This is a genomic window from Chitinophaga sp. GbtcB8 (genome assembly GCF_019091455.1).
Classification (GTDB): domain Bacteria; phylum Bacteroidota; class Bacteroidia; order Chitinophagales; family Chitinophagaceae; genus Chitinophaga.
On the sequence record NZ_JAGXJN010000291.1, the window covers coordinates 1 to 249 of the forward strand.

General features: G+C 36.5%; 1 protein-coding gene. It reads right to left on the reverse strand.

Features of this window, described 5'->3' with window-relative positions:
• Window positions 1–189, reverse strand: a 189-nt coding sequence (locus tag KVT36_RS31900) for a hypothetical protein (protein ID WP_217607464.1), incomplete at its 3' end; no start/stop codon positions are given.
• Window positions 190–249 lie beyond the last annotated feature (60 nt).

Sequence of the window (249 nt, forward strand, 5' to 3'; positions counted from 1 at the left end):
CTCGCTTATAACAGAAAGAAACCCACTCTCTAGTTCAGTGATATTTAAGACCACTTCCATCAGATCGAATGCAATATCTTTTTTGTTATAAAGAACGTCGCTGTTTGCTTGTTTCGCAATACTTAGGATCTTATCTTTGATTTCGCTGTGAACTGCCAATTCAAAAACAGACTTCTCAAAATTGTTCATCGTACGTGGCTCCCCATTGATTAAATTTTAAATGCTTGTTCGCTTAATCAACAGAACCAC